Origin of the sequence: Neisseria sp. Marseille-Q2251 (assembly GCF_940793045.1) — a bacterium.
GTDB lineage: Bacteria > Pseudomonadota > Gammaproteobacteria > Burkholderiales > Neisseriaceae > Neisseria.
The window spans coordinates 1-19,454 of sequence record NZ_CALNWV010000044.1; the positions used below are offsets into that span (position 1 = coordinate 1).

Sequence of the window (19,454 nt, forward strand, 5' to 3'; positions counted from 1 at the left end):
CTACAACCGGGAGCGTTGCAGTTTGAAATTGAAAAAGCTGAGTCCTGTCGCATACAGAACCCAGCTTGCACAGAGCGCCTGAATAGGCTTTTATGAGTGTCCAAGATTTGGGGGCCAGTTCAAACCCGTTATATTGATTTTCAGACGACCTTTTTAATGGATTCAAACAGAAACGCCGTCAATCCCCCAGTGCCGCCACCATCACCGCTTTAATCGTATGCATCCGGTTTTCCGCTTGGTCGAACACGATGCTGGCGGGGCTTTCGAACACTTCTTCCGTCACTTCCACGCCGTTTAAGCCGAAAGTTTCGTAAATCCATTCGCCGACTTTGGTTTCGCGGTTGTGGAAGGCGGGCAGGCAGTGCATGAATTTGACCTGCGGGTTGCCCGATGCCGCCATCAGTTCGGGAGTAACGCGGTAATCTTTCAATAAATCAATGCGTTCCTGCCACGCCTCTTTCGGCTCACCCATGCTGACCCACACGTCGGTATGGATAAAATCTGCGCCTTTGACGGCTTCTTCCGCGTTTTCGGTGAGCAAAATCTTTCCGCCGGTTTCTTCGGCGACGGCGCGTGCGCGGGCGACGATGTTTTCAGACGGCCACAAGGTTTTCGGTGCGCCGATACGCACGTCCATACCGAGCTTCGCGCCCAACACCAGCAGCGAATTTGCCATGTTGTAACGCGCGTCGCCGACGTAGGCAAACGCGGTTTGATTCAAAGGTTTGCCGCTATGTTCGCGCATGGTCAGCGCGTCGGCGAGCATTTGGGTCGGGTGGAACTCGTTGGTCAAGCCGTTAAACACGGGTACGCCGGCGTATTTCGCCAATTCTTCGACCACGTCCTGCCCGAAGCCGCGATATTCGATGCCGTCGTACATCCTGCCCAACACGCGGGCAGTGTCTTTGATGCTTTCCTTATGCCCGATTTGGCTGGCAGACGGCTCCAGATAAGTCACCCCCGCCCCTTGGTCGCGCGCGGCAACTTCAAACGCGCAGCGGGTGCGGGTCGATGTTTTTTCAAAAATCAGGGCGATGTTCTTCCCCTTCATCCGCTGCACTTCGCGCCCTGCCTTTTTGGCGGCTTTCAACTCGGTGGCAAGGTCGAGGTAGGCGGTGATTTCTTCGGTCGTAAAGTCTAAAAGTTTCAGGAAATGGCGGTTTTTCAGGTTCATATTCGTATTTCTCCTTTCCGGCAGGCCGGGCATTGATGCCCGATATTGTTTTGTATGCGGATTTTGTCAGGCATCATTGCAGACCGTTTTTCAGAGTGCGAAGCCTGCTTCTAATCAAAACAAGGTCGTCTGAACTTCGCCGCGTTCCAAAGCAAGCAGCGATTGTTTGCGGTTCAGACCGCCTGCGTAGCCGGTCAATTTGCCGTCGCTGCCAATGACGCGGTGGCAGGGAATCAGAATGGACACTTTGTTCTGCCCGTTGGCGGCGGCAACGGCGCGGACGGCTTTAGGATTGCCCAAACGCTGCGCCTGCTCCTTGTAGCTGCGCGTTTCGCCGTAGGGAATCGCCAAGAGCGCATCCCATGCCTGCTTTTGAAATTCAGTGCCAATCTGCTCCAAGGGCGTAGCAAAGGTTTTCAGACGACCCTTGAAGTATAAGTCCAATTCCTGCCGCAGAAGTTGCGTTCGCTCATCTTCCCGAAACACAAACCGCCCGCGCAAGGCTTTTTGGACGGCGGTAATTTCCTGCTCCATATGCTTCTGCCCGACAAATTCCAGCAAACACAAACCCTTGCCGCCGAACACCGCCAGCATCTCGCCCAAAGGCGTGGCAATGGCGGCAGTAGTTAATTCGTTTGGACTGTCAAGATAACGTGCTTCCAGCAGGCGGATGGCTCTGCGGATGCGGACATATTCTTCAGGTGTGCAGCCGATGCAGTCGATAAAATCCTGTTCGAACTGCTTGGCTTCGTGTTCCGTCAGATTGGGATACGGCATGACTTCACACTCAAAAACTTGGGTTTCGAGCCAATGGCGGATTTCATCCCATTTTGACGGCAGATTGTTTAAGGAAGGCAGGGTAATCATTCGTTTGCTCCGTATCTCTATCATGGATTTGGCGGCAAAATCCCCAATTTTCGCCATTCCCGCACGCCGATGCAGGAACGGGCTATGACGTAAATCTTGAGGGTTGGGTTGCGGCAATTCCTAAATATTCGATATTTCTAAAGCCTCAGGGAAAGGAATTAAAGATTTCAGACGACCTGCAAAAGGTCGTCTGAAACCACGGATTTTTGCATTTGCGCATTTCGGCACATCATCCAACCGTTTCGGCACATTCCTGCCGCCATTGACAGCCTATAATGAATCCACTTATTCATCAAGTAAAGGAATCATCTATGCAAACCTGCATCCTCTCCGCCGTACTGCTGGCTTTTTCAACCGCTGCCTTTGCCGAGGGCGCATTTACGCTGCAATTCGACAACCCGTCCAAAGAAGGCGGTTTCACGCAAAACCAGCTTTTGAGCGCGCCTTACGGCTTTGGCTGTTCGGGCGGCAATGCTTCGCCCGCGCTGTCGTGGAAAAATCCGCCCGCAGGGACAAAAAGTTTCGTTCTGACCGTTTACGATAAAGACGCGCCGACCGGCCTGGGCTGGATGCACTGGGTGGTCGCCGACATTCCCGCCGATGTCCGTCGCCTGCCCGCAGGCATTACCGCGCAAGGCGGCAGGCTGCCCAAAGGCGCACTGCAAACCCGCACAGACTTCGGCACTCCGGGCTACGGCGGCGCGTGTCCCCCCGAAGGCAGGAAACACCGCTACGAATTCACGCTCACCGCGCTGAAAGTCGCCAAGCTGCCGAACATCACCGCCGAATCCACACCCGCGCTGGTCGGTTTCTTCACTAAGGCAAACAGCTTGGGCGAAGCGAAATTCACGGTCGAACACCGACGCTGACCTGCCCCGTGCGCTGATATGCCTCCGGCTCCGCTTCCGAGCGAACCGCCGACGGCACGCAACCGAACCGCTCTTTGAAGCGCGCGCTGAAACGGGACGGGCAGTCATAGCCGACCGCGCCAGCAATCTGCGCCACCGGCCATTGCGTAACCTGCAACAGCGTCAGCGCGCGCATCATGCGTACATCCGTCAGCAGCATACGGAAATTCGTGTCCTGCCGCGCCAATCGCCGCCGCAACGCGGCCTCGCTGCAATTAAGCCGCTGCGCCAGTATCGCCGACGACCAGTTCGCAGCCATATCGGCGGTAATCAGTTTGCGGATTTGCCGCATCAGGTTGACGCCTTCGTACACGGCAAAACCGATGCCGTCATGCTGCAACCACGCCAACACGCCGCAAAGCGCGGCCTCCGCCGCATTGTGCGGCACTTCTTCATCCGCCAGCACCGTAGCCGCATAATCAAACGCCGCGTTCATCCGCCCGGGATGCGGCAGCTTCACCGCATCGCACACTGCCTGTACCGTCCCGTATTGTGCGGCAAACCTTTCTATGGCTTCCTGTTCGAAAGCAATCCATTGCGCCTGATAGAGGTCGTCTGAATCGGGAATATTGATGACGTCAAACGTCTGCCCGCCTGCCAAGGCGACAGCCTCACCCGCCGCAATCCTCAATTCGCGCCCCGCCCACCGCAGCTTCTTGCATCCGCGCCGCACGATAACCACGGTCAGTTCATGTACCGCCACGCTGCGGTACAAGGCGGTATGATGTTGCACGATGCCGCCTAAAGCACCCAATCGTTCACGCGTATGAAAGTAATTTGACGGCACGGTTATATTCCTTAAGAAATTCTTGTGAAAATCGGCGGTTTGGCGCAGCAATCGCAGGTAGGGTAATCATAGGGATAGATCAATTTACGATAAAGGGAGGCTTGCCCCTCCCTGTTATAACGATTTATCGACTTCTTTGCCAATATCACACCGCATCCCGCTTTCATTTCATAGACTTTTATTCCCGATAATCCACAAACCCCAACCGATTACCCGACGGATCGATAAATTCCACAGCCGATTCGGTATGATGACTTTAAAACCAATTATGTACAGACTGGCTGAAAACCGTCGCCTTTCTCAACAAAATTCACTCAAAATTTTATAAAATCCCAAAGTTGAAATTATAGAATTTTCTTTAAAACAACAAATTCTTTGTCTTTTTCTATTTTAAATTTCCCCAAGACCCACTCGCCGCTCTTGTTAAACTCTCCGTTTTCTCCACAATAGCCTCTTTGTTCAACCTTGGTCGCTTGCAAAATCACTTCATCATCACTTACAAATCGATAAAGACCTTCTGAATGCGGAAAACAATCATTACCGCATTCTGCTGCATAACTACTACTAAACCTGCCGTCTTTATCAAACTCAATATAATTTCCAAAAATGTAATTGTCAGCGCCGGTTGTTTCTATCCAACTGAGATAATATGCGTTTTGGGGCGTATCCATGGGTAACTCGTCAATATGCCACAATCCCACCAGTGTATTTTTTTCTAAAATTTTTCCTTGACTGATTGAAACCACCGGGGGCTTTGGTTTGGACTCAAAGCAACCTGTCAAAGACAATGACAATCCCAATACAACAAGGGCAGAGATAAATTTCGGCATGGGGAAACCTTTAGTGAAGAAATCGATTAATGACAGTCAATGTATTGGGCAGCAAAATAAAATGATTTTTATGATAAGCATTTATTATAGCTTCGTTTCAAATCTTAACCAAATGGCGTAACTTGAAATTAAAATTCATAAAACCATGAAAAATAGCCACTATCACTCATAAAACTTTCAAACACCCCATAATATTTCCTCAAATCTCAATTAAGAAATCAGAAGAAACCGGGTTGAACCATCATTGAAATGTTCTTCAGGGTATTACCTCAAAATATGCCGATTTGAGCGCGGCAATACCCTTTCTGCTGTTTTCAGACGACCTTTTCAGCCAACAACCGCGCCAATATCCCCTCATACACCACCGACAGCTTCGGAATATCGTCCAGCCGCACGTTTTCGTTGATTTGGTGGATGGTGGCGTTGGACGGGCCTAATTCGATGAGTTCTTTTGCAATGGCTTTGATGAAGCGTCCGTCCGAAGTGCCGCCGGTGGTGGACAATTCGGTCTCTACGCCGCAGGTTTCGGCGATGGCTGCGCGTGCCACGTCGGTCAGTTTGCCCGCATGGGTCAGGAAGGGCTGCCCCGAACACGACCATTGCAAATCGTATTGCACGCCGTGTTTGTCCAAAATGGCGTGAACGCGTTGTTTCAGCCCTGCTTCGGTGGACTCGGTGGAGAAGCGGAAATTGAATTTGACGTTCAGCTCGCCCGGAATGACATTGGTCGCGCCTGTACCGCCGTTGATATTGGAAATTTGAAAGCTGGTCGGCGGGAAGTATTTGTTGCCTTCGTCCCAGACTTCCTGCGTCAGCTCTAACAAGGCCGGGGCAAAAGTGTGGACGGGGTTGATTGCCAAATGGGGATAAGCAATATGCCCTTGCTTGCCTTTGACGGTCAGGTTGCCCGACAGCGAGCCGCGCCGGCCGTTTTTAATCATATCGCCCAATTTGTCCACGGCGGTCGGTTCGCCGACGATGCAGTAGTCGATAAGCTCGTCGCGCGCTTTCAATACATCGACGACTTTGGTCGTGCCGTCCAACGCGTCGCCCTCTTCGTCAGAAGTAATCAGAAGCGCAATGCTGCCTTGGTGGTCGGGATGTTCGGCAATAAAGCGTTCGCAGGCGGTAACGAAGCAGGCGATGCTGGTTTTCATGTCCGCCGCACCGCGCCCGTATAATCTTCCGTCGCGCTCGGTCGGCTCGAACGGGGGCGAATCCCATTTTTCAACAGGGCCCGTCGGCACAACGTCGGTATGCCCTGCAAAACAGACAACGGGAGCTTTCGTGCCGCGTCGCAACCAGATGTTTTTGGTGTCGCCGAAATGAAGTTCTTCAGCCGCAAAACCGATTTTGTGCAGGCGTTCGGCAAGCAATTTTTGGCAATCTCGGTCGTCGGGAGTAACGGACGGGCGGGAAATCAACGCTTTGGCGAGTTCTAGGGATTGGGTTTCAGTCATTTTGTTCACTTGGGAAATCAGGCCGTCTGAAATGTTCTCAATCTGATTTTCAGACGACCTTTGGGTTGGGTTGATATGTTCTGAATCATTTGCCATGACAGGCTTCATAAAGCGGCAGCAAATCTTCCACTGTTTCGACTATCCATTTTGCTACATCCTGTTTGCCCAAATCATCGCGTTCTATATGTTTGCCGATGCAGAAAAAGTCTTCGTCGTTTTGCAACCTTCGGTCGGATTCGCTTTGTTGTGCGACAGTGCGGTAGTCGTCATATTCGCTTTCCGCGCCGTGCCACATATCGAATGCGGCGTATTTTTCGGTATCGAAATCATCCAGCCAGCGGTTGTATTCGGGCAGCGCAATCGGCGACACGTCGGCTTTGTAGCAGTGCCAGTCTAGGCTGACGCTCAGGCGGCGGCGGTTCAATAAAATCGATAAAATCGCGGCGGAGTTTTTGTATTGGGCGTATTTGAAGTAGGCGAAGAAATGGGCGCGAACCTGCCAGCCGTTACACCAGCGTTCGATATGTGGCGGGGCGAAAGGTTCGCCCAAATCTGCGGCGACCTGCTGTATCAGCTGCTGCCATATCTGCCAGTTTTCCTTGTAGTCGGCTTTGATTTGCGGGATGCTTTCAGGCTGGTATTTTTTGAGCTGGGCAAACTGGAAAAACGGGATATTGAACAAATCGCAGCTTTTTGGCGTCAGCATGGTTTGCTTCCTTTTCAGACGACGTGGTTGGTTTGCAGGAGGATACTGAGGTCGTCTGAAAATCTGTTTTCAAGTTTTCAGACGGCCTTTGTTTGAAGAAACGGCAATCTGTAGACGAGACCTTATTTGCGTCGGCGCGCCGCCATAATTTCGCCGATTTCGGTCAGCTTCTCTTTGGGGATAAACGTTTTGCCCATATCGAACAAGGGTTCTTCAATCGCCAGATGCACATCGTAACCTGCCACAAAGCGTTTGAACGCTTCCGCATCGGGGATATAGGCGTTGTCTGCTTCGAGTTTGGCAAATTCGGCAGCCACGGCATCCCAGTTGCCATGCAGGCTCACATGCTGGCGCAAAAGCTCGGCCACGCTTTCTTGGGCTTGCGGCGCGTATTGCAGCAGGAGCGGGAAGAAGTTTTCTTCTTCGTCTTCATGGTGCAACGGCGCGGCAACGTTGAAATACTGGGCGATTTGGCGGATGGTTTGTAAAACAATCTGATTGCAGCCGTTTTCGGCGATATAGTCCGACAGCATGGCGACTTGGCCGCAGAAACGGCGCACTTTGCCGTGGCAGGCATACAGCATTTCAATCGGTTCGGCAAAGGTAACGCTTTTGGTTTCAAACGGATTCATGTTGGCGTGTTCTCAACGGGGTACTTTTCAGACGACCATTTTATAACAAAACAGCCTGCATAAAGCAGGCTGTCTGTATTTTGAAGCTTGGACGGATTAGTCGACCAAAGTCACTTTGCCGTTCATCAAAGCACCGTGTCCCGGGAAGGTGCAGGCAAATTTGTATTCGCCGCCCGCCAGTTTGGCAGGATCCAGAGTCAGGGAAGCTTCTTCGCCGCCGCCGACCAGTTTGGTGTGGGCAACAACGCGTGCATCGTCAGCTTTCACGTAGTCGGTTGCAGCAGCGCCGGCACCGTCTTTGAAAATACCGTCCATGTCTTCGGCTTTACCGATGACGATGTTGTGACCCATGCTTTCTTTAGGTTGGGTACCGGTGTGTTTCAGGGTAACGGTGAATTCTTTACAAGCTTTGCTGACTTGGATTTCTTTAGTGTTAAACTGCATAGCGTCGTTGGCTTCGACAGTAGTCGCGCAGTTGCCGGCGGCAGGTGCTGCTGCAGAGTTAGCTGAAGCCGCGCCGGAAGCAGGAGCATCGGCAGGAGGTGCGCTTTCTGCAGGTGCAGGTGCGGCTTCGGAAGCAGCAGATGCAGTCGGGGCAGAGGCTTCGGCAGGTTTTGAAGCTTCTTGTGAACAAGCGGACAAGCCGATAACGGCAGCGGAAATCAGAGCCAAATAAGCTTTCATGTGTATCTCCTAATGATAGGTGAGAATATGTTAAGTTCTACAAAATAAAAACTTGCGAATATATATTAATGAACCTAATTTCAGATTTCATATCCGCAAGCGAAAGAAGGATGAAAATGAAGCTATATTCTGCTACAACAAATCGAACAAATCCAAAATTCAACGGCTGTTTTACCTCAGTTTACATAAATGAGAATGGCTACTATTAATGTCGTATTTCTTTAGTATTAGATTTTATCAGTCATACGAAATACTCTTTAACTTTAATTAACAAACAACATAACCATTTCAAACTCAACGGCTGTGTTTGCGCACCAACTCCGCCAGCGCGGCAGCCAATTCAGGATGCTTGTCTTCCAATTTTGCCGCCGCCGCATCAAAACTCTCCAATGCCGCCCCACTCAAATGCAGGCTGTTGACTTTGGGTTGCGCCGGCGGCTTCGGCACGACTTTGACCGCCACATCCCGAATCCCCGCGTTCAACTCCTGAAGCTGCGGCACAAGCGCGGGCAATATCATTTTCAGGCGCGAAGCCGCCATACCGTTTGCCGCCAGCAACACCAGCCTGCCCTCTTCGATGCAGGCAGTTTGAAAGTGCGGGTGTAGGTTTGCCGGCAGGATGCGTTTGACTGCCGCATCCAGCCTGCGCCATTGTTGCGACTGCTGCAACAAACCGGCCAACCGCGCATCCCGCTTGCCCAATTGTTCCAAATTCATATGTTTCAGACGACCTTTTCAAAGTGTACGGTTGTATTATCAAGATTGAAATCCGGTAAAACTGCCTTTATTTCAAACGGCATGACTGCCTTGCCGCGAGGCTTGTGTTAAAATCCCCGTTTCGCCATTATTTTATATCAGGCGCAGGAACTATTTCATGCTGACAAACATTGCTAAGAAAATCTTCGGCAGCCGCAATGACCGGCTGCTCAAACAATACCGTAAATCCGTTGCCAAAATCAACGCACTCGAAGAACAAATGAAAGCCTTGAGCGATGCGGATTTACAGGCTAAAACAGCCGAATTCAAACAACGTCTTGCCGACGGACAAACTCTGGACGACATCTTGGTCGAAGCCTTCGCCGTCTGCCGCGAAGCGTCCCGCCGCGTACTCGGTATGCGCCACTTCGACGTACAGCTTATCGGCGGTATGGTGCTGCACAACGGCAAAATCGCCGAAATGCGTACCGGTGAAGGTAAAACCTTGGTCGCCACCCTTGCCGTCTATCTCAACGCCCTGTCCGGCAAAGGCGTGCACGTCGTTACCGTCAACGACTATCTTGCCTCGCGCGACGCGGGCATCATGGCGCCGCTCTACAACTTCCTCGGCTTAACCGTCGGCGTCATCATCGCCGATATGCAGCCGTTTGACCGTCAAAACGCCTACGGCTCCGACATTACCTACGGTACCAACAACGAATTCGGTTTCGACTACCTGCGCGACAATATGGTAACCGACCAATACGACAAAGTTCAGCGTGAATTGAATTTTGCCGTAGTGGACGAAGTGGACTCCATTTTGATCGACGAAGCGCGCACCCCGCTGATTATCTCCGGTCAGGCGGATGACAACATCCAGCTTTACCAAATCATGAATAGCCTTCCCGCGCACCTCATCCGCCAAGAAACCGAAGAAGGCGAAGGCGATTACTGGGTCGATGAAAAAGCACACCAAGTCATCTTGAGCGAAGCGGGTCACGAACACGCCGAGCAAATTCTGATTCAAATGGGCTTGCTGCAAGAAAACGACTCCCTCTACTCCGCCGCCAACATCGCCCTGATGCACCATCTCATGGCTGCCCTGCGTGCGCACACGCTGTTCCATAAAGACCAACACTACGTCATCCAAGACGGCGAAATCGTCATCGTCGACGAATTTACAGGTCGTCTGATGTCCGGTCGCCGCTGGTCCGAAGGTCTGCACCAAGCCGTCGAAGCCAAAGAAGGCGTGGAAATCAAACGCGAAAACCAAACCCTCGCCTCCATCACCTTCCAAAACTATTTCCGCCTGTACACCAAGCTCTCCGGCATGACCGGTACCGCCGATACCGAGGCTTTCGAGTTCCAAAGCATCTACAACCTCGAAACCGTCATCATCCCGACCAACCGCCCCGTACAGCGTAAAGACTTCAACGACCAGATTTTCCGTTCTGCCGAAGAAAAATTCGAGGCCGTCGTCAAAGACATCGAAGAATGCCACAAACGCGGACAACCCGTTCTCGTCGGTACCACCAGCATCGAAAACTCCGAGCTGGTCTCCCGTCTTCTGCAAAAAGCCGGACTGCCGCACAACGTCCTCAACGCCAAAGAGCACGAACGCGAAGCCCTGATTGTCGCCCAAGCCGGTAAAGTCGGCGCTATTACCGTCGCGACCAACATGGCGGGCCGCGGTACCGACATCGTCCTCGGCGGCAACCTCAAACATCAAATCGAAGCCATCCAGTCTAACGAAAATCTGAGCGACGAAGAAAAAGCCGCACAAATCGCCGCCCTTGAAAACGGCTGGCAGGCAGAACACGACCAAGTGGTCGCCGCAGGCGGTCTGCACATCATCGGTACCGAACGCCACGAAAGCCGCCGTATCGACAACCAATTGCGCGGACGCGCAGGCCGTCAGGGTGACCCTGGCTCCAGCCGCTTCTACCTCTCGTTTGAAGACCCGCTGCTGCGCCTCTTCGCACTCGACCGCGCCGCCGCCATCCTCAACCGCCTTGCGCCGGAACGCGGTATCGCCATCGAACACGGCATGCTGACCCGCCAAATCGAAGGCGCGCAACGCAAAGTCGAAGGCCGCAACTTCGACATGCGCAAACAAGTATTGGAATATGACGACGTTGCCAACGACCAACGTAAAGTCATCTACCACCAACGCAACGAAATCCTCAACAGCAAAGACGTCAGCGACCTGACTAAAGGTATCCGCGAAGAAGTCATCAGCGATTTGGTCGATTTGTACATACCGCCCGACAGCATGGAAGAGCAATGGGACATCCCCGCACTCGAAAGCCAGCTTGCCGCCGAATTCCGCCTACACGAAGACATCCAAGCATGGCTCAAAGCAGACACCACATTGGACAATCAGGACATCAAAGAGCGTCTGATTAAACGCGTGGAAGAAGAATACGCAGCCAAAGTCGAGCTGGTCGGCAAAAAACCGATGGCGGATTTCGAACGAAACGTCATGCTGCAAGTCATCGACCTGCAATGGCGCGAACACCTTGCCGCCATGGACTACCTGCGCCAAGGCATCCACCTGCGCAGCTATGCACAGAAAAATCCGAAACAGGAATACAAACGCGAAGCCTTCGCCATGTTTGAAAACCTGTGGCGCGGCATCAAGCATCAAACCGCCGCCCTCTTGACCTCCGTCCAAATCGAGCGCAACACCGACGTAGAAGAAATTGCCGAACCCGCACCCGTCGGCATCCAAACCATCCACTCCGAAGCGCCCGACATGGAAGAACTGCTCGGACAATCCCAAACTAATTTGGTTACCGAAGCGTTCGATCCCGACGGAACGGATTTCAGCCCCGAAGCACTTGCCGCCCAAGGCCAAGTCGTCCACCGCAACGACCCATGCCCGTGCGGAAGCGGCCTGAAATACAAACAATGCCACGGCAAACTGAGCTGATGACAGCTTAAAAAAAAGGTCGTCTGAAACCTCGAAAGGTTTTCAGACGACCTTTTTCATCACCCAAGTTACAGAACCGCGCCGCCATAAAAAAATACCATCGTTATTAAATTGTCAGGCAGTCACGATACGGTATAATCCCTAAATCTGCTTCGTACAGCATCATCAAACGCTTATGGACAATACGCAAAACCCTCAAAAACTGCAACGCAATTCATTGCGCCGCAACAGTATCTACCTGCTGCCCAACTCCTTCACCATCGCCGCCCTGTTCTGCGCCTTCTTCGCCATCACCCAATCCATGCACGGGCGTTATGAGACGGCAGCGATTGCAGTATTCCTCTCCATGCTGCTCGACGGCATGGACGGTCGCGTGGCGCGGCTGACCAACAGCCAAAGCGCGTTCGGCGAACAGCTAGACAGCCTCGCCGACATGGTCAGTTTCGGCGTCGCCCCCGCCTTGATTGCCTATAAATGGCAGCTTTGGCAGTTTGGCAAAATCGGTTATTCCGTCGCCTTCATCTACTGCGCCTGCGCCGCCCTGCGCCTCGCCCTCTTCAACACGCTTATCGGCAAAGTCGATAAACGCTGGTTTATCGGCGTTCCCAGCCCGACCGCCGCTGCGTTGATTGTCGGCCTGATTTGGGTCAACCACAGCGTCGAACGCTTCCCCGGCGTGCAGTGGTGGGCATTGGGCATCACGCTTTTCGCCGGCATTTCCATGATTGTCCAAATCCCGTTTTGGAGCTTTAAAGAAATCAACATCCGCCGCCAAGTCCCGTTTATGGGCATGGTAATCGCCGTGTTGATCCTCCTCTTAATCACATGGAAGCCCGCCCTCGTCTTATTCCTCTTCTTCTTGGGATACAGTCTCTCCGGCTACATTATGGCGGCACGGCGTTGGCTGAAAAAACGCCGCAGGAACAAAAAGGTCGTCTGAAAAATGTGGACTTGGGATATTATCCTCGCCCTGCTCGCCGTCGGAAGCGCGGCGGGCTTTATTGCAGGATTGTTCGGCGTAGGCGGCGGCACATTGATTGTCCCCGTCGTCTTGTGGACGCTGCAACTGCAAGGCATCAGCAGTCATCCCTACGCCCAACATCTCGCCATCGGCACATCCTTCGCCGTGATGGTGTTCACCACCTTCTCCAGCATGTACGCGCAGCACAAAAAAAGCGCCATCGACTGGCAGACCGTCCGCCGCATGACCCCCTCCATGATATTCGGTGTACTCATCGGCGCGGTCACCGCCAAATACATGCCTACCCGCGCCCTGCAAATCTTCTTTATCGCATTCCTGACCCTCATCGCCCTCAAAACCCTGACCGACTCCAAACCCAAAGCCTCGCGCCACCTGCCCGCCCTGCCCGGTCTGAGTGCAGTAGGCACATTGTTCGGCGCAGCTTCAAGCTGGGTCGGCATCGGCGGCGGCTCGCTGTCCGTCCCCTTCCTGATGTATTGCAACTTCCCCGCACACCGCGCCATCGGCACATCCTCCGGCCTTGCCTGGCCGATTGCGCTCGCCGGCACAATCGGCTACCTCGTTACCGGCTGGAACGTTCCCGACCTACCCCACGGCTCCGGCGGCTTCCTCTATCTGCCCGCCGTCGCCATCCTCAGCATCGCCACCATGATTTTCGCCCCTATCGGCGTCAAAACCGCGCACAAACTCCCCGCCCGCCAGCTCAAAATCTCCTTCGGCATCATGCTGCTGCTGATTGCCGTCAAAATGGCTTGGAACCTTGTCCGTTAACCATGCTGGTAAACACCGTATAACAAAATTACCCACCACCCTTTGGCATCATGAATCTTCTAAAAACCGTTTAATCTTTCCCAAAGCCAAGCCTGACCGCTTATTTGTCTATAACGACAAGTACTCATAAAAATCCAGTCAACACAAAAAGGTCGTCTGAAACCCGAATCCGGATTTTCAGACGACCTTCTTTCTACATCAATAAACGATGTTCAGCAGGCAATCAATAGAAGCCTTCGCGCTCTTCGCGGGTGGAAATATAGATGTTTTTCACCTGCGTGTAGGCGGCGAGCATCATTTTGTGGGTTTCGCGGCCGATGCCTGAAGTTTTGTAGCCGCCGAACGGTGCGCCTGCGGGCAGGCGGTTGTAGCAGTTCACCCAAACGCGACCGGTTTCCAGTGCATTGGAAACGCGCAGGCAGCGGTTGATGTCGGTACTCCATACTGCGCCGCCCAAGCCGTATTCGCTGTCGTTCGCCATTTTGATGACTTCTTCTTCGGTTTTGAATTTAATCACGGTAGCAACCGGGCCGAAGATTTCTTCTTGGGCGACGCGGGCGCTGTTGCTGCCGGCTTCGATCAAGGTTGGCTCGACAAATTCGCCTTTGCCCAACTCGCCTTCGATTTTCTTACCGCCGGTGATGATGCGGCAGCCTTCTTGTTCGCCGATTTTGACGTATTTCAAAATGGTCTCAAGCTGACCGGCGTTGACTTGCGAACCCATTTGGGTGTCGTCTTCCCAAGGCAGGCCGACTTTGATTTTTTTGAACTCTTCCGCCAAGGCGTTGACGAATTTGTCGTAAATGCCTTCTTGTACGAAGATGCGCGAACCGGCACAGCACACTTGGCCTTGGTTGAACAAAATACCTTTTTGCGCGCCTTCGAGGGCTTTGTCAAACGGCATGTCGTCAAAGAAGATGTTGGCGGATTTGCCGCCCAGCTCCAAGGTAGCGGGAATCAGCATTTCGGCGGCGGCGATGCCGATGTGACGGCCGATTTCGGTCGAACCGGTAAAGGCGAGTTTGTTGAAGCCTTTGTGGTGCAGCATGTATTCGCCGGATTTAGAACCGCGTCCGGTGATGATGTTCAGCACGCCTTTAGGTAGCAGGTGGTTAATTTTTTGGGCGAACGACAACAGGCTCAGCGAAGTGCTGGAAGACGGGTGGATGACGATGGTACAGCCTGCGGCGAGCGCGGGTGCGATTTTCCAAGCCGCCATCAGGAAGGGGAAGTTCCACGGAATAATCTGACCGACGACGCCGATAGGTTCGCGCAATACGATGGACAGGTCTTCGGAGTCAAGTTGGGTTGCGGTGCCTTCTTCGCCGCGGATCACGCTGGCAAAGTAGCGAAAATGGTCGGAAGCCAGCGGGATGTCGGCGGCGCGGGTTTCTCGGATGGGTTTGCCGTTGTCCAGCGTTTCCTGCAAGGCGAACAATTCCAAGTTTTCGTCAATCACATCGGCGATTTTGTTGAGGATGGCGGCGCGTTCGGTGGTGGTGGTTTTGCGCCATGTTTTGAACGCTTCTTGCGCGGCGGCAACCGCAGCATCAACATCGGCATCGGATGCGTCGGTAAATTTGGCTAACAATTCGCCGTTGGCAGGATTGTATGAATCCAAAAGCGCACCGGGTTTGGTCCACACGCCGTTAATCAAGAGGCCGTACTCTTTATCAAACACATTTAAATCTTTTGCCATGATGCTGTCTCCTTGGTTGTCTTCTTGAGGTTTCAGACGTATCTCCAACGTCGTCTGAAAATAGAATAGTATTTTTTCTCTTTCAGTTCAAGCACTAAAAATGATAACGTTCTCAAAATTCCAAATATGTAATTTTCTAAAATAGGAAATCCAATCCGATAAGGCTTGACCCTGTATGGAAATGAAGCGGATTTGTTAATGTATTTAAAGTTTTCAGACGACCTTTTTTACATGATACGTGTAAGAATTTTTCAGCGTCTTAGCTGGCACATTTTCACGCAGACAAAATGTTATGGTATAACATTTTATTTCTTATTTTTCAAAAAGATAGGGTGTTGACACAGCGAAATAAAGGGGAGTATTCTCATTTAGAGGAAGGGCGTTATTCCGATTCCGCCTGTCCCACCATTTACGGATTTCTTACGAATGCCAAGGAGAACACCATGAAGATGCAAGCAGTTGTTGTGAATCAAAATGTAGCAGGCGATGTAGAAGTTGTAGAACGCGAAGTGCGCCCGTTGGAATACGGCGAGGCGTTGGTTGAAGTCGAATATTGCGGCGTGTGCCATACCGACTTGCACGTTGCGGCAGGCGACTACGGCGAAAAACCGGGCCGCGTGTTGGGGCACGAAGGCATCGGCATCGTCAAAGAAGTCGCTCCGGGTGCGAACGCCCTGAAAGTTGGCGACCGCGTCAGCATCGCATGGTTGTTCCAAAGCTGCGGTTCGTGCGAATACTGTAATACCGGCCGCGAAACCTTGTGCCGTTCCGTATTGAACGCAGGCTACACCGCCGACGGCGGCATGGCGACCCACTGTATCGTCGATGCGGACTACGCCGTCAAAGTGCCCGACGGCCTCGACCCCGCGCAAGCCTCCAGCATCACCTGCGCCGGCGTAACCACTTACAAAGGCGTGAAAGTTTCCGGCGTGCGTCCGGGACAATGGATTGCCGTTTACGGCGCGGGCGGTTTGGGCAACTTGGGTGTCCAATACGCGAAAAAAGTATTCGGCGCACACGTTGTCGCCATCGACATCAATGATGAAAAACTGGCATTCGCTAAAGAAAGCGGCGCAGATTTAGTCATCAACGCTGCCAAAGAAGACGCAGCCAAAGTGATTCAGGAAAAAACCGGCGGCGCACACGCAGCCGTTGTTACCGCCGTATCCGCCGCCGCGTTCAACTCTGCCGTGGACTGCGTCCGCGCAGGCGGCCGCGTCGTTGCCATCGGTCTGCCGCCTGAATCTATGGACTTGTCCATCCCACGTCTGGTCTTGGACGGCATCGAAGTGGTCGGCTCGCTGGTCGGTACGCGCAAAGACTTGGAAGAAGCCTTCCAATTCGGCGCAGAAGGCTTGGTCGTACCGAAAGTCCAACTGCGCGCTTTGGACGAAGCTCCGGCGATTTTCCAAGAAATGCGCGAAGGCAAAATCACCGGCCGCATGGTTATCGACATGAAAAAAGAATGCGGCTGCGGTCATCATTAATTTGATGTAAGCAGTTGAATGAAAAGGTCGTCTGAAACCTTATTTCGGGGTTTCAGACGACCTTTTGTTTGATTCGAGCCATCGCGGATTCACACAATCAGAGTCAATCGGCACAGCCGGATCATCTCATGCCGCAAAGGCGCACCTGATTTAATGTTTTCCGCTTTTATAACCAACGGCGGACGCGTCGGCAGTACGCTTCGTACTCAGCACCGAATTTCCGCGCCAACACGCGTTCTTCAGGCATGATTTGGAAACGCGTCATATAGGCGGCGAATACCGCCAAAAACAGCCACGGCAGCGGATGCGCCAAGTGTCCCGCCCATGCCGCCAACCACAAGCCCATGCCTGCATACATCGGGTTGCGGCTGAAACGGTACACGCCGTCTGAAACGAAGTGTTCGGTTTGTTCAGGGGTGAACGGGCTTACGGTCGTGCGCACACGGCGAAACGCCCACACACCTGACACGCCCAACACCGTCCCAAACGCTATCAAAACAACCGACAGCAATATAGGAAAGCGCGGCAGCATGCCTGCCAGCGCGGATACTTGCGCAGAGGCATACATCAGCAATGCGCAGATAAAACATACCGCCGGCGGCGGGATTTTGGTTTCTAAATTCATATTATTGTCTTTATAAAACGGATACAGTGACGTTTTCAGACGACCTCTTTCCGTCATTCCCAAGTTCAAATCCAATCAAAACGACTCGTCTGCCCGCAGATAACGCCATTTGCCGGGCGGCAGTTTGCCCAGTTTGACCTTACCCATCCGAATCCGCTTCAGCCCGACGACGCGCAAACCGACGAGTTCGCACATACGGCGGATTTGCCGCTTTTTGCCTTGTTTCAACACGAAACGCAGCTGGTCTTCGTTTTGCCATTCTACTTTGGCGGGGCGCAGTTTCTCGCCGTCCAAACTTAATCCGTGGTTGAGCAAGGCAAGTCCTTTTTCGTCCAATTTGCCGCGCACGCGCACCAGATATTCTTTTTCACTGCCGCTGTTTTCGCCGATAAGCTGCTTGGCGATGCGGCCGTCCTGCGTCAACACCAGCAATCCGACGGAATCGATGTCCAGCCGGCCGGCGGGCGCCAAGCCGAATTTGTGTTTTTCGCTGAAGGGGATACAGCTGTCGTCGCCTTCCCAACGGTTGTCGGCGGTAATCAGCTCGGCGGCGGATTTGTAGCCTTTTTCCGCCTGCGCGCTGACATAGCCGACGGGTTTGTTGAGCAGGATGGTGACGCGCTCTGCCTGTTTTTCATGCGCCTGCCGGTTGAGGTCGATGCGGTCGCGGCCGGTCACTTTCTGACCGAGCACGGCGGTTTGCCCGTTGACCTTGACCCAGCCTTGCTCGATGTAGCTGTCCGCCTCGCGGCGCGAGCATAAGCCCAATTGCGCCATGCGCTTGGAAAGACGCATGGTTTCGTTTGAATCGTGTTCCATAATGGTCTGCCTGAAAAGAATGAATCAGATTATAAAGCCAAACCGTCATTTTCCCTACCGACATTATCGACATACCGCCCATCTTACGGACGCGCGAAATGCCCGCCCATGTCGAATAAATACCGCCAAGCCCGTTTTATGACAAAGGTCGTCTGAATAAACTATACTTTCAGACGACCCCTATTCATCACGGAGCTTATCCATGTCCATCCGTCTGACTACGCTGTCGCTTATTCTCGCCGCCACAGCCTGCACGCCCACCGTTTCCCCATCGGCAGAAAATTCGCCGACCGTCACCAAATCCGCCATCGATACCGACTACTGGACCGAACAGCCCTATTGCAGCGGCCGCTATCAATTGCGCCTGCCGTCCCAACGCCGTCACGGCAGTACGCACCTTGATTACAACGGCTGGAGTGTGATGGTTATGTTTAACGACTGGAAGAGAAACGTTAGGAATATCAACGAGTTTAAGCAAAATGGTAGAGCAGGAACAAAAATTGTCGTCGATACCCGCACCCTGATTCCGGATCGGGCAATGATGCAGGTAACGCGTAGGGATTTTGAATGGGAGCATATTATCCGAGATCGCGGTATGCCCTACGAAGCCGATTTATATTTCAAGCTGGATAATGATGATGCTTATATTGTGCGTAGTTATTTCCGCATTCCTTCTGATCATGGCAAAGCCCCTGCCAACTGGAAAACCCAAGAAAAAGAAGCAATAAACACCATGGAGAAAAAATTCCGCCAAGAAATCCTCAATGGGTTGAAAACCAGACAGGAATTTGAAGTGCCAAATAAACACGGCATTTGTCTGATAGGCGGTTTTATCGCGGACGACGGCAAAAAACCGTTTGAAGTTCATAGCACCGTCGAATTTGCCAAACAACACGATATGAGTCTGGAAATCATGCACGGCGACGTGTTGAAAGCAGGCGAACCGACGTTGCTGCAACGTAAGGTAAATCTGGGGAAAGGCACAATGGTTAAAGCGTTAACCCGCACCATCCGCCAAGGCAAACGCACCATCAACGGTATGTCGGGCGAGGAAAAATTGGTGAAATGGGGCGGTAACAAATATATGTTCTTTTGGGAACGCGACGGCGGCGACCCGCGCATCATGATGCAGTTTGGCGCGGAGAAAAAAGACGGGACGAAGCGCAGCGAAGCCGAAGTGCTGGCGATTTGGGATACGGTTTTGCCGACTTTGAAACCTGTGAAGCAATAGCGATGAAAAAGGTCGTCTGAAAATGGTTTTCAGACGACCTTGGATTCGGATTTCAAGTGCAACACTAGTGTATCAGTGGTTTGAACAGATTCAAGAATAAAACACTTGGTGTTTCGTAGCCAAGTGTTTTTCTTGGCCGGTGGTTCAACTCATCTTGAACCCTG

Annotated in this window: 19 protein-coding genes; 7 read left to right on the top strand and 12 right to left on the bottom strand. The window is 52.6% G+C overall.

The window, feature by feature from the left end; genetic code table 11:
- A partial coding sequence (locus tag AAG834_RS13870) for an IS3 family transposase (protein WP_411713532.1) occupies positions 1-82 on the top strand: 82 nt, incomplete at its 5' end.
- Positions 83-178: 96 nt separating this feature from the next.
- Here AAG834_RS13870 and AAG834_RS11685 read toward each other — a convergent pair.
- Both AAG834_RS11685 and AAG834_RS11690 read right to left on the bottom strand, forming a co-directional pair.
- On the bottom strand, positions 179-1,174 hold the full coding sequence (locus tag AAG834_RS11685; RefSeq protein ID WP_342032221.1) for an ornithine carbamoyltransferase: 996 nt from the start codon (positions 1,172-1,174) through the stop codon (positions 179-181).
- 114 nt (positions 1,175-1,288) lie between these two features.
- Complete coding sequence (locus AAG834_RS11690) at positions 1,289-2,098, bottom strand: methylated-DNA--[protein]-cysteine S-methyltransferase (RefSeq protein WP_342032222.1); 810 nt, start codon at positions 2,096-2,098, stop codon at positions 1,289-1,291.
- 254 nt (positions 2,099-2,352) lie between these two features.
- Here AAG834_RS11690 and AAG834_RS11695 point away from each other — a divergent pair, with 254 nt between their 5' ends.
- Entirely contained in the window at positions 2,353-2,910 is a 558-nt protein-coding gene (locus tag AAG834_RS11695) for a YbhB/YbcL family Raf kinase inhibitor-like protein (protein ID WP_342032223.1), read from the top strand.
- On the opposite strand, the gene AAG834_RS11700 is transcribed toward AAG834_RS11695, so the two are convergent.
- From AAG834_RS11700 to AAG834_RS11730, 7 genes are all read right to left on the bottom strand, one after another.
- Complete coding sequence (locus tag AAG834_RS11700; RefSeq protein WP_342032231.1) at positions 2,888-3,703, bottom strand: helix-turn-helix transcriptional regulator; 816 nt, start codon at positions 3,701-3,703, stop codon at positions 2,888-2,890. The two genes, AAG834_RS11695 and AAG834_RS11700, sit on opposite strands and share 23 nt — an antisense overlap.
- Before the next feature lie 377 nt (positions 3,704-4,080).
- A complete protein-coding gene (locus AAG834_RS11705; protein ID WP_342032224.1) occupies positions 4,081-4,566 on the bottom strand; it encodes a hypothetical protein in 486 nt (161 codons plus the stop codon).
- A gap of 314 nt (positions 4,567-4,880) precedes the next feature.
- Complete coding sequence (gene dapE / locus AAG834_RS11710) at positions 4,881-6,026, bottom strand: succinyl-diaminopimelate desuccinylase (RefSeq protein ID WP_070512898.1); 1,146 nt, start codon at positions 6,024-6,026, stop codon at positions 4,881-4,883.
- A gap of 85 nt (positions 6,027-6,111) precedes the next feature.
- Positions 6,112-6,732, bottom strand: coding sequence for an HI_0552 family protein (locus AAG834_RS11715; RefSeq protein WP_003776923.1), 621 nt, complete (start codon positions 6,730-6,732; stop codon positions 6,112-6,114).
- A 122-nt stretch (positions 6,733-6,854) separates the two neighbouring features.
- Entirely contained in the window at positions 6,855-7,364 is a 510-nt protein-coding gene (locus AAG834_RS11720) for a hemerythrin domain-containing protein (protein WP_070512848.1), read from the bottom strand.
- Positions 7,365-7,460: 96 nt separating this feature from the next.
- The gene (azu, locus tag AAG834_RS11725; RefSeq protein WP_003776920.1) at positions 7,461-8,048 is read right to left on the bottom strand and encodes an azurin; all 588 of its coding nucleotides are present in this window, start codon (positions 8,046-8,048) and stop codon (positions 7,461-7,463) included.
- A 294-nt stretch (positions 8,049-8,342) separates the two neighbouring features.
- On the bottom strand, positions 8,343-8,765 hold the full coding sequence (locus tag AAG834_RS11730) for a DciA family protein (RefSeq protein ID WP_036491508.1): 423 nt from the start codon (positions 8,763-8,765) through the stop codon (positions 8,343-8,345).
- Between the two features lie 157 nt (positions 8,766-8,922).
- On the opposite strand from AAG834_RS11730, the gene secA reads away from it, so the two are divergent.
- From secA to AAG834_RS11745, 3 genes are all read left to right on the top strand, one after another.
- The gene (gene secA / locus AAG834_RS11735) at positions 8,923-11,676 is read left to right on the top strand and encodes a preprotein translocase subunit SecA (RefSeq protein ID WP_342032225.1); all 2,754 of its coding nucleotides are present in this window, start codon (positions 8,923-8,925) and stop codon (positions 11,674-11,676) included.
- Positions 11,677-11,851: 175 nt separating this feature from the next.
- Positions 11,852-12,616 carry a CDP-diacylglycerol--serine O-phosphatidyltransferase gene (pssA, locus tag AAG834_RS11740; protein WP_342032226.1) on the top strand — a complete coding sequence of 255 codons (765 nt, stop codon included), beginning with the start codon at positions 11,852-11,854 and terminating at the stop codon, positions 12,614-12,616.
- Positions 12,617-12,619: 3 nt separating this feature from the next.
- The gene (locus AAG834_RS11745; RefSeq protein WP_342032227.1) at positions 12,620-13,429 is read left to right on the top strand and encodes a sulfite exporter TauE/SafE family protein; all 810 of its coding nucleotides are present in this window, start codon (positions 12,620-12,622) and stop codon (positions 13,427-13,429) included.
- A 223-nt stretch (positions 13,430-13,652) separates the two neighbouring features.
- On the opposite strand, the gene AAG834_RS11750 is transcribed toward AAG834_RS11745, so the two are convergent.
- Positions 13,653-15,128: an aldehyde dehydrogenase family protein gene (locus tag AAG834_RS11750; protein ID WP_049230011.1), complete on the bottom strand. Its 1,476-nt coding sequence runs from the start codon at positions 15,126-15,128 to the stop codon at positions 13,653-13,655.
- 443 nt (positions 15,129-15,571) lie between these two features.
- Between AAG834_RS11750 and adhP the strand changes: the two genes are divergently transcribed.
- Positions 15,572-16,615 carry an alcohol dehydrogenase AdhP gene (gene adhP / locus AAG834_RS11755; protein WP_083294196.1) on the top strand — a complete coding sequence of 348 codons (1,044 nt, stop codon included), beginning with the start codon at positions 15,572-15,574 and terminating at the stop codon, positions 16,613-16,615.
- Between the two features lie 166 nt (positions 16,616-16,781).
- Here the strand turns inward: adhP and AAG834_RS11760 are convergent, their stop codons facing one another.
- Both AAG834_RS11760 and AAG834_RS11765 read right to left on the bottom strand, forming a co-directional pair.
- A complete protein-coding gene (locus AAG834_RS11760; RefSeq protein ID WP_342032228.1) occupies positions 16,782-17,240 on the bottom strand; it encodes a methyltransferase family protein in 459 nt (152 codons plus the stop codon).
- A gap of 75 nt (positions 17,241-17,315) precedes the next feature.
- On the bottom strand, positions 17,316-18,059 hold the full coding sequence (locus AAG834_RS11765; protein WP_342032229.1) for a pseudouridine synthase: 744 nt from the start codon (positions 18,057-18,059) through the stop codon (positions 17,316-17,318).
- Between the two features lie 202 nt (positions 18,060-18,261).
- On the opposite strand from AAG834_RS11765, the gene AAG834_RS11770 reads away from it, so the two are divergent.
- Positions 18,262-19,290 (top strand): T6SS immunity protein Tli4 family protein, encoded by a 1,029-nt coding sequence (locus tag AAG834_RS11770; RefSeq protein WP_342032230.1) that lies wholly within the window; start codon positions 18,262-18,264, stop codon positions 19,288-19,290.
- Positions 19,291-19,454: the final 164 nt, after the last annotated feature.

Coding starts and splice junctions, on each gene's coding strand:
- AAG834_RS11685 (WP_342032221.1), bottom strand. CDS start 1,174: ATGAACCTGAAAAACCGCCATTTCCTGAAACTTTTAGACTTTACGACC.
- AAG834_RS11690 (WP_342032222.1), bottom strand. CDS start 2,098: ATGGCGAAAATTGGGGATTTTGCCGCCAAATCCATGATAGAGATACGG.
- AAG834_RS11695 (WP_342032223.1), top strand. CDS start 2,353: ATGCAAACCTGCATCCTCTCCGCCGTACTGCTGGCTTTTTCAACCGCT.
- AAG834_RS11705 (WP_342032224.1), bottom strand. CDS start 4,566: ATGCCGAAATTTATCTCTGCCCTTGTTGTATTGGGATTGTCATTGTCT.
- dapE (WP_070512898.1), bottom strand. CDS start 6,026: ATGACTGAAACCCAATCCCTAGAACTCGCCAAAGCGTTGATTTCCCGC.
- AAG834_RS11715 (WP_003776923.1), bottom strand. CDS start 6,732: ATGCTGACGCCAAAAAGCTGCGATTTGTTCAATATCCCGTTTTTCCAG.
- AAG834_RS11720 (WP_070512848.1), bottom strand. CDS start 7,364: ATGAATCCGTTTGAAACCAAAAGCGTTACCTTTGCCGAACCGATTGAA.
- azu (WP_003776920.1), bottom strand. CDS start 8,048: ATGAAAGCTTATTTGGCTCTGATTTCCGCTGCCGTTATCGGCTTGTCC.
- AAG834_RS11730 (WP_036491508.1), bottom strand. CDS start 8,765: ATGAATTTGGAACAATTGGGCAAGCGGGATGCGCGGTTGGCCGGTTTG.
- secA (WP_342032225.1), top strand. CDS start 8,923: ATGCTGACAAACATTGCTAAGAAAATCTTCGGCAGCCGCAATGACCGG.
- pssA (WP_342032226.1), top strand. CDS start 11,852: ATGGACAATACGCAAAACCCTCAAAAACTGCAACGCAATTCATTGCGC.
- AAG834_RS11745 (WP_342032227.1), top strand. CDS start 12,620: ATGTGGACTTGGGATATTATCCTCGCCCTGCTCGCCGTCGGAAGCGCG.
- AAG834_RS11750 (WP_049230011.1), bottom strand. CDS start 15,128: ATGGCAAAAGATTTAAATGTGTTTGATAAAGAGTACGGCCTCTTGATT.
- adhP (WP_083294196.1), top strand. CDS start 15,572: ATGAAGATGCAAGCAGTTGTTGTGAATCAAAATGTAGCAGGCGATGTA.
- AAG834_RS11760 (WP_342032228.1), bottom strand. CDS start 17,240: ATGAATTTAGAAACCAAAATCCCGCCGCCGGCGGTATGTTTTATCTGC.
- AAG834_RS11765 (WP_342032229.1), bottom strand. CDS start 18,059: ATGGAACACGATTCAAACGAAACCATGCGTCTTTCCAAGCGCATGGCG.
- AAG834_RS11770 (WP_342032230.1), top strand. CDS start 18,262: ATGTCCATCCGTCTGACTACGCTGTCGCTTATTCTCGCCGCCACAGCC.